This window comes from Marinobacter sp. tcs-11 (assembly GCF_002049515.1).
In the GTDB taxonomy this organism is placed as follows: domain Bacteria; phylum Pseudomonadota; class Gammaproteobacteria; order Pseudomonadales; family Oleiphilaceae; genus Marinobacter; species Marinobacter nauticus.
The window spans coordinates 69,253-77,575 of the sequence record NZ_LLYU01000016.1; the positions used below are offsets into that span (position 1 = coordinate 69,253).

Consider the following 8,323-nt stretch of genomic DNA (forward strand, 5'->3'; position numbering starts at 1 on the left):
TCACAACGCAAGATTCAGTTGCAAATAATTCCGTAAAATTATCGAGGCCACCGCCTGTGAAGCGATTCCCTGATCAATACCCCGGTCAACCAGCTCCGCGACACAACGCTCGTATTGTTGCGCCTCGACGCCGACCAATGACAGATAGCAACGGCTGGCATCGAGGATATGAACGCACTCATCAACACGGTTAACCCTGAAGTCACCGGATTCAAATTGGCGCGAAAGCCTCAGAATTTCCGGCCGACCCGAATGAAGTATGAATTGCAGCCCCATACTAAGACACCCAATCTGACGCCATGCCTCATGTTTCCAAAGAGAAACAACACAGCGCCTACCCGTTCTACGTCGATTTTAGGTGGCCCATAATACCGCACGAGACAGTAAAACGGGTGGAAGAACCATGGAACAGAGCTACATTGACGCCGGATATACGGAGTATCTTCGGGAAATACCTGAGTGGCGCGTAGCTGATGTGCTTGGCAAGCTGCAGCGATTGTCAGATCGATCGGAGAAGCTTGGATTACCCGCGTACCACATCGAGACCGGAGAGCCGGAAATATCCGAACGGATTATCCGAAATGAAAGGGTTAAAATCCTGGCCACCCGAGTTCGAATAATTGCCGGCCCGCCTCTTATTCCAGGTTGGCGCTTCATAGCGAAGATCGACCACGATCAACCTACAAATGAAGTCAAAGGGTATGGGGCCCAGGCACTTGTTGACGAAGATCCGAAAATGTTTGATTGGCTGACAACGTGCGCGCCGGACTGTGAACATTGCGGTTTCAAGCGAAACAGAAATACAACCTTCCTGTTCCAATCCACAGATGATCCCGATCAGCGTATTCAGGTTGGAAGTTCGTGTGTCGAAGATTTCTCGGGTGGTCGCCACCCGGCTGACGTACTTCGGCTGGCGAACCAGTTTGCCGAGGTATTTGATGAAATATCGGATGAGGAAGCACTGGGGACGGGTGGCAGCGCCTATCACTATGTAGATATGACAGATGTTTTGTCAGTAGCCTCCGCGATCGTTCGAATTGACGGGGGCTGGGTATCTCGAGATAGAGGCGGTGTGTCTGGTTGCACCACCGACTGGATTACCCAAGTTATGTCTGACCATAAAACCAAAGAATCCCTGGTTCAAGATGGTGACCGTGCTGCCGCCGGCAAGATCATGGAGTGGCTAAACTCAGAGGATTTCGATGTAGGAACAGACCTTTATCGATCTAACCTGAAAGCCATGGCGCGTCACGGAGCAGTGAAGCCCAAAGCTATCGGTTTAGCCGGCAGCGCCGTTGCAACCTACGCCCGGGAGATGAAGCACCTTAAAGAGCGCGAGAGAGCCTCAGAGTGGGCATCGGTGTCCATCGGTGAGCCTGGCGAAAAAGTTGAACGCGAGGTCTATGTGGAAAAGAAAATTCCGATGGAGAACGCCTTTGGCATGAGCGTCCTTCATATTCTTCGTGACACACAGACCAACGCAAAGATGACCTGGTTTAATTCTGGTGCCGGGAAATTGTATGAGGGACAGACCTACAACATCACAGGGAGAGTGAAAGCCCATCGACAGCGCAATGGCTTAGAAGAAACGCAACTTACCCGGGTTAATTGCCCAGACTTGGCACTCCACAGCAAGTTCCATGATGAGATGGACGAAAATGCGCTGATCAAAAAGATCGCCAAGCTCAACAATATTGATGCCCGTAACGCATCGGGAGAAACGCTACTTCAAACGGCCAGCCATTTTTACCGCTTCAAAGGTATTGGCAAGAAAATAATACTGGACCTGCTTGAACGAGGTGCCGACCCCGGGATAGCCAGCGACCGCGATGGCAATAACGCCTTTGACTACTGGATAGATGCCGATGATGCAGAACTCATTGAATTTGGCATCACGCAGCATCCTCATCTGACAAAACGCTGGACTGATCAAATGCTGGCGGACTATGGAATGCAGGAAAAACCATGGGCGCTGCGGCTTTCAGTTACTCGTGACACAATAGCCAACGAACAACGAGTCAACAATCAGGCCAATCAATCGGTGGCGGATTTGCTGGGCCGAGACATCAGGCCTGAAACCGGGATGACAGAAACATTGAGCCTAGTGAGTGAGGATGGCGGGGACGCCGCCGAAGATGAGGCGCTCAGATTGGCTTAAATATCAGGGTGGGTTATTGAAATCCCACCCGCACCCAACTTACAACCTGCGGCGCTTACGGTACGAATTAACCGAGCAAAGCGCGTCATAGTAAGCAATCTCGTCAGCGTTGCAGGTACCTGTACTGCAGATGTAGCCATCGAGGTTGGCCGTAACCTCATCTAACTTTTCGGTCAAACGATACCCACACCCCATGCATCGAGGGACGCTGACTGGAGACTCAAAAACAGGCCCACGAAACCATAGTTTTGCGCTTAACCAGTCTCGTTTCGCGGGCTCCATGGCTGGCTTCACCATGCTGTTACTGGCGCGCTTTGCCGCGGATGATTTCAGCCCACCGCTTCAACAGCGACCGGCGCAACTCAGTGTCAACGCGAGCCAGGAATACACCCATATCGAAATGTTCGCCTTCAGGTACGGTCACTGCCGGTGCACCAGGGAACTCTGTAACGAAGTGCCTGAAGCCTTCTTCAAACGCTTCCGCTTCCCGACCCATTCGCACGAACGAAAGATCATCCAGATCTGCCGCTTTCTCTAAACAGTCGGCATAGCGTTCCATAAACGGATTCGAGTCGGTGTTACCCCGCATCAGCTTTACCAATCGGGATGCGATTTGTTCGCTTGATAGCTCGCAAGAAGGTTTCATAGTTGGATTCCATCGTTACTATCAGTCTTCAGGGCGGAGTGCGCTGATCACAGCGTCCGCATCGATAATTGCGTTTCTAGCGTCAGCTGAGTAAGCCGGATCAAACCCGCCCTTCATATCCATGGTCTCTCTGCAAAGCGCAAGCTCGCGCCGAAGCTTTTTCGCGACCCCAATGAGCGCATCAATGGCTTCGTCGTTATTGTCTATTCTCTCTGAGTTCGATTTCTCGCTCACCCTTCGTGAGCATTCCCACGGAAGCACCAAGCGCAGCCAGGGTGACAACCGATATAAACGCCCACCATGGGACCGAATGACTTGAGAAGAATTGAACCCATAGAATTACGAGCAGTCCCGGAATCATCAAGCCCAAACCAAGTCTCTTAGCCATAATCGTTGCCTCGGATTCCAATGGTGAATTGTTCAAAAATGCGATCGGGCCTTGTAATACCAGGAAGTAACCATGAGATTGACAACGCCTGGCAGTAGCCACCTGAAACAGACCGCGCCTAGAAGCAGTACGAATGGTGCAGGCAAAAAGGGATGGGCAGAAATCAAGCCGCTACCCCCAACAAGCCACGTCCCCGAGGCGATCCATAGAAGGGTCCCCAGGCCGGCAAGCACCGAGAACCAGGCAAGCCACTGCGAAGCACCGTGGAATCCCCACGCGAACTTGAAGAGAGCTTGCATAGAAACAGGCATGTCCGGCCAGTCCCGGGCGATTCTTCGCCCCCATGCGTCAGCCATTTCGATTTCGATAGGTCCTTTAATCATCTTCCCGGAACCAAACTTCCCATTTTAACGACGATAGCTTTCGGTCAGGATAAAGCCCGCTTTCTGCTGCCTGTCGCTTCCACTTCCAGAGACCATTGTCACCTGGATCACTCCTTTCGGGAGCCATGCCAGAGGTGCAGAATGCGTGGTCAGCTCCTGCCACCGCTCGCTGTCACAAAGCTCACCATCAGAATCGAGGTCGTCGATTTTGTCTTCGAGACCAATGGGTAGCGCCGTGGCTATCGTTCCAAGTCGCCACTCACTATTGAGATCAAGCTGCTCGCGAGCCAGCCGCTCGTATTCATCCTGGATTTCTTTGCCTGACTTGTCGGCTGTCACTTTGTGCCCTCCCGATTTCCCATGGTCATTTTCGGCTGAGCAACAGCCAAACCCCAAAGCCCACGATCGCACCCACCATCAAAGCGACCGAGCTGTTTACTCCCACGCTCAGCATTGACTGAAAGGTGACCTCGAATGCAATGACGGATACCAGTGCAGTGACTGCGGCGGCGACTACTGCAAAGAACACCACCCAGACCAAAGCTGGGATCACCGGGTTACCGGTAGCCCTGGCGTATCGAAGACGGTTTACAACCGCAAGCGTTACCCCGATGGCGATAATCACGCCGAACACGGAGAGTGTCTGGCTCACCGACAAGATAGGCTCCCAGAGTAGTGGGGCGGTTGGCATAACCAGGCCCTGTAGGGTTGGGAAGGTTGCATAGGCAAATAGCACTGCAACAACTATCGCTACACCGGTTCCGATTTTTTCGCCTGTCGATTCCATCTTGCTCAATCCTCGGATTCCAATCAGTTTTCAGTAAGTTCTTGGTAGGCACACCACGCCAAAAACATGGTCAACGGCAGGCAAGCCAGAGAGACGAACGATACCCAGAGAAGACGGATGCTTTCGAGATTCCCATAGGCGACTCCGAGGGACGCCACTAATCCGGTCAAGGCGCAGGCTACTGCTGCGAAGATTGCCAGCGAAGAACTGCTCATGGTCGTATTCCTCGGTTATTAGTTGCTTTTAAGGAATAAGTCGAAAAGCTGTCGGATGACGAAGAAGTACAGCATAGCTCCGAGCCCAAACCCAACAACTGGGCTTAACAATGGGCCATAACCCAGTTCTTGGTGAAAAACTGATCCGGTTAAGATCGAAAGGACAATATATGTCGCAAGCGCTGCAATCTTAATTCTCTCTGACATACCCTTTTTCATTCGCATTCACATCAGTCTTTGATTGAGCTTGGCGCTTGGACAACCTTAAATGGTTGGCCTTTGGCCGCTTCCAGCGCACGCCGAATATCGGTGGCTATGGCTGCATCATCCATTTCTGGATTGATTACCAGGACACCTTCACCGGCCGAGAACTTACCGCCGATAAGCTCTTGCATATCGAGCTCAGGCCGGTGGCCACCGCGAGCCATATTCAGGACTCCGGACAGTTCCGGGGATGCATACATGCCACGCTCAAGCGTTAGATCGTCAGAGAGGGTAGATAAAGTCAAAGGGTTCTTGTCGTCAGTCATTCTCGATTTCCCACATTCATTGGTTGGTGTCTGGGACTGGGTCGATCCACTCAAGGTTGCATCCCGCACATGCCTTAGAGAACACAGCCTCTTCTGTTCCTTCATCCCGCTGGAAGGGCCAGACATTCCCGTACCCAGTACCGCGAGCACAAAACATGATTTCGTACTCTCCAGATCTCCTAACCTCGCAAATATCACGATACGGCTTCCCATCAGCATCCTTCATGCTAAAGGTGTCGGCCCATGCGGCAATTCGTTGACCATCACAGATCAAACGAAATAGCTTCGCGTAGTCCTTGGAGAGATTGTAGATGCTGCTTTTTCTCTCGTTCATGGCTGATGCTCCGGATTCCATTGTGTTGATTTCAAATCAAAACCAATTTGAAATAGCGATAGAAACTGACATGCCTGCCATCAGCATCAACGCCAGAGAAATTACATCCAGTCTGGCCTTGATTCCCTCAAGAACCTCCACCTGGCGCCGATCAACACTCTTCTTAATCTTCACTCATGCTATTGCGTCCAATTTCCAATGTGTTAGGCGTCAGCCCTTTGCCTTGAGTAAGCAAGCCGGAAGCCGATACCGGGCCCTATAAAGCCTGCTGAAACACAGGCCAGCAGAATTACATTATCGACCGCAGATTCGCCACTCGTAACTGCGAGGAAGCCCGCAGCTCCTAATGCTGCTACGGCAAGCAGAATGCAAAGCCATGACGCCCACAGGATAACCACAAAGTTTTGCTGCTTTTGATTCGTCATAATGAACTCACCCTTCGAATTCCAATTAACGAGTGGACTGCTTTTCAGCGCTCTGGATTGTCTCAACAAGGTCGAGGCAAAGACGGTCCTCGGATGACACCCAGGTATCGAGCTTCAATACCTTGCTTAGTCGATCCGCATTCAGCTTGAGCCGCGCAAGAATCTCTTCGACCGAATTGAGATGCCCGTTTTCAATGGCAAGCTGAAGGTCAACGGCCTCATACATTCTCCCGGCCATTTCATGCTTTTCGGTTTCATCTGGCGTGTAGACCTTTCGCCCTTGCTGTGTGCTCATGTTGTCGCGCTCCCGGTTTCCAATACAGGTTTACTTGGACACGTTCCCTGTAGTGCTTTCATGCGTTTTCTTGATTGCCTGGAGGCAACTGTATGGTTTCGACCAACCTGGCTCAGTATTTGAGCATGCAGGGCTATTCTGAATGGCATCGCTTATAGATACTGATCCATTCGGGTTGTATGTTGCACCGATTGCGAATGCGGCAATTAGAGACGTAAGAAAGATTCCGGGCGCACTATTCATGATCACAATTTCCCATCTATTGATTTGCGATATGCAACAGAACATCCAACATGGTCACTTTGACAGTATCGCTCCCAAGAGGTCCACTGTACGTGACCTCGAAGATCTGCTCGTCATTTTTTATTGCCGGCTCGATATGCTCTAGGTGTTCGACATTATCGCCAAAGTAGGGATTTGCTTGCAGTACGGATAGCAAAAGGGCCTGTTCATCTTTATATCGCATCCCGATTTCCCACTTACTCAATGAATTTCTCGATCACACTGTCCGCCCCGATCAGCGGGATAATGCGAACCAGTACCTGGTCCATCACACCGTTCTCGGCTGTGGTGATGAAGTTAGCCTTTCGGTCCTTCCAGGACAGAGTTTGTATGAGGCTCGATGCGACAACCGAAGGCTTCTCCAGATTGTCCACGGCAACCTCAGTCGCGGTTCCGCGAATGCTTGTGCTAATCGGGCAACAGATCATCAACCCGGTCTGTTTGTTGTACTGCTTGGACGACAGCACAAGTGCTGGCCGGTATTTACCGATTTCTTTACCCTTGGTGGGATCGAAGTCCAGCCAGATAATGTCGTTGCGGTCAGGAACGTACTGAGCCATCAAGCCCCCATTTCAGAAGCGGAAGGTTCAGCAAGCTCATCCGCATGAGCGCCATGGGCATCAAGGCCCTTCAGTAAGTCGGCTTCGGAAAAGGGAAGGTGCACCCTACGCGGAGCCTTCTCGATGGCCTCAATCACAATTTTTCCGGCCTTCACGTCAATGCTGATTGGACTGGAAACATCCAGCTTTGCTTGAGCCAGAATCTTGCTGGAAAGGCGCACGGCAGCGCTATTTCCCCAGCGTTTGATTTCGCTTTGCATGACAACCTCGTGTTGAATGTGTAGCTACGAATGTGTCTACTTTAATTTCGACAGAACGTTGTGTCAACAACTGTATCTACATTGGTGTGGGTTTTACACCGCTCCAAATAGACTTAAACGCCGCCTTAATTCTCGGCAGGTCAGGGTCGATATACTCCAGCGTCATGGTCAGGATTCCGGTGGCCCAATATCAATTGGATGAGCTCAAGGTCACCACTTATTCCGCGAGAAACCCTGCAGTTCAGGGCAGGGAGGGATAGCGTGTCGGCGTCAGCCGCACCTGTTCTCGCTGCCTCCTTTGTGGTGGTTGCTATCTATTGGTGTACTGTATACATTTACAGTATGGCAAAGCGAGCTTACAAGTTCCGTTTTTATCCCACGCCCGAGCAGGAGGTTTTGCTTGCCCGGACGTTTGGATGTGTCCGTTTTGTCTATAACGCCGTGCTTCGGTATCGCACCGATGCCTTCCATGAGCGCCAGGAGAGGATCGGGTACGCGGCGGCGAGTGCGAAGCTGACGGCCCTGAAAAAAGACCCGGATCTGGCGTTTTTGAACGAAGTCAGTTGTGTGCCTTTGCAGCAAAGCCTTCGGCACCAGCAAACCGCGTTCAAGAACTTCTTTGAAGGTCGGGCTCGCTATCCGCGCTTCAAAAGCAAGCGGTACCGCCAGTCGGCGGAATTCACCCGCTCGGCCTTCAAGTACCGGGACGGGCAACTGTTTCTCGCAAAGTCCAAAGAGCCGCTCGCGGTTCGCTGGAGTCGGGCGCTGCCTTGTGAGCCCACCACGATTACCGTTTCCCGAGACAGTGCCGGACGCTACTTTGTGTCCTGCCTGTGCGAATTTGACCCCAGGGTTCTTCCGGTTACACCGAAAATGGGGTATACGGATTTAATGGTTGATGGGGCACCTTTACCCCACCAACCTGATACCATTATCAGATGGTTGATAGATCGACTCCGTAGTTGAGTTCCTCTGCGAAGTCCGGCAGTCCGTAACCGATGGTTTTCTTGTAGAAAGGAGAGACCTTCGCAGTCGGTGCCTTCTTCTTGTGCTTCGTGGT

Annotated in this window: 14 protein-coding genes; 2 read left to right on the top strand and 12 right to left on the bottom strand. The window is 51.7% G+C overall.

The window, feature by feature from the left end; all coding sequences use genetic code 11:
* On the bottom strand, positions 1-276 hold the full coding sequence (locus ARC85_RS15295) for a hypothetical protein (RefSeq protein ID WP_011783286.1): 276 nt from the start codon (positions 274-276) through the stop codon (positions 1-3).
* A 127-nt stretch (positions 277-403) separates the two neighbouring features.
* Here ARC85_RS15295 and ARC85_RS15300 point away from each other — a divergent pair, with 127 nt between their 5' ends.
* Positions 404-2,158 carry an ankyrin repeat domain-containing protein gene (locus ARC85_RS15300; RefSeq protein ID WP_011783285.1) on the top strand — a complete coding sequence of 585 codons (1,755 nt, stop codon included), beginning with the start codon at positions 404-406 and terminating at the stop codon, positions 2,156-2,158.
* A gap of 301 nt (positions 2,159-2,459) precedes the next feature.
* Here ARC85_RS15300 and ARC85_RS15305 read toward each other — a convergent pair whose 3' ends face one another.
* The 11 genes from ARC85_RS15305 to ARC85_RS15355 form a co-directional block, all read right to left on the bottom strand.
* Positions 2,460-2,804 (bottom strand): hypothetical protein, encoded by a 345-nt coding sequence (locus tag ARC85_RS15305; protein WP_041657298.1) that lies wholly within the window; start codon positions 2,802-2,804, stop codon positions 2,460-2,462.
* Between the two features lie 21 nt (positions 2,805-2,825).
* Positions 2,826-3,038, bottom strand: a complete 213-nt coding sequence (locus ARC85_RS15310) for a hypothetical protein (RefSeq protein WP_041657300.1) — start codon at positions 3,036-3,038, stop codon at positions 2,826-2,828.
* 561 nt (positions 3,039-3,599) lie between these two features.
* Positions 3,600-3,914, bottom strand: coding sequence for a hypothetical protein (locus ARC85_RS15315; RefSeq protein ID WP_157680752.1), 315 nt, complete (start codon positions 3,912-3,914; stop codon positions 3,600-3,602).
* 25 nt (positions 3,915-3,939) lie between these two features.
* Positions 3,940-4,266 carry a hypothetical protein gene (locus ARC85_RS15320; protein WP_286715338.1) on the bottom strand — a complete coding sequence of 109 codons (327 nt, stop codon included), beginning with the start codon at positions 4,264-4,266 and terminating at the stop codon, positions 3,940-3,942.
* Positions 4,267-4,385: 119 nt separating this feature from the next.
* Complete coding sequence (locus ARC85_RS15325; RefSeq protein ID WP_041657309.1) at positions 4,386-4,577, bottom strand: hypothetical protein; 192 nt, start codon at positions 4,575-4,577, stop codon at positions 4,386-4,388.
* Between the two features lie 230 nt (positions 4,578-4,807).
* Positions 4,808-5,107, bottom strand: a complete 300-nt coding sequence (locus ARC85_RS15330; protein ID WP_157680753.1) for a hypothetical protein — start codon at positions 5,105-5,107, stop codon at positions 4,808-4,810.
* A gap of 16 nt (positions 5,108-5,123) precedes the next feature.
* On the bottom strand, positions 5,124-5,441 hold the full coding sequence (locus ARC85_RS15335) for a hypothetical protein (protein ID WP_286715339.1): 318 nt from the start codon (positions 5,439-5,441) through the stop codon (positions 5,124-5,126).
* A gap of 203 nt (positions 5,442-5,644) precedes the next feature.
* Entirely contained in the window at positions 5,645-5,866 is a 222-nt protein-coding gene (locus ARC85_RS15340; protein ID WP_041657313.1) for a hypothetical protein, read from the bottom strand.
* A 25-nt stretch (positions 5,867-5,891) separates the two neighbouring features.
* The gene (locus ARC85_RS15345; RefSeq protein WP_011783279.1) at positions 5,892-6,161 is read right to left on the bottom strand and encodes a hypothetical protein; all 270 of its coding nucleotides are present in this window, start codon (positions 6,159-6,161) and stop codon (positions 5,892-5,894) included.
* Between the two features lie 479 nt (positions 6,162-6,640).
* Positions 6,641-7,003, bottom strand: a complete 363-nt coding sequence (locus ARC85_RS15350) for a type II toxin-antitoxin system PemK/MazF family toxin (protein WP_011783278.1) — start codon at positions 7,001-7,003, stop codon at positions 6,641-6,643.
* Entirely contained in the window at positions 7,003-7,263 is a 261-nt protein-coding gene (locus ARC85_RS15355; protein ID WP_011783277.1) for an AbrB/MazE/SpoVT family DNA-binding domain-containing protein, read from the bottom strand. The genes ARC85_RS15350 and ARC85_RS15355 overlap by 1 nt, the downstream gene beginning before the upstream one ends.
* A 261-nt stretch (positions 7,264-7,524) precedes the next feature.
* Between ARC85_RS15355 and ARC85_RS15360 the strand changes: the two genes are divergently transcribed.
* Positions 7,525-8,229, top strand: a complete 705-nt coding sequence (locus ARC85_RS15360) for an RNA-guided endonuclease InsQ/TnpB family protein (RefSeq protein ID WP_286715340.1) — start codon at positions 7,525-7,527, stop codon at positions 8,227-8,229.
* Positions 8,230-8,323: the final 94 nt, after the last annotated feature.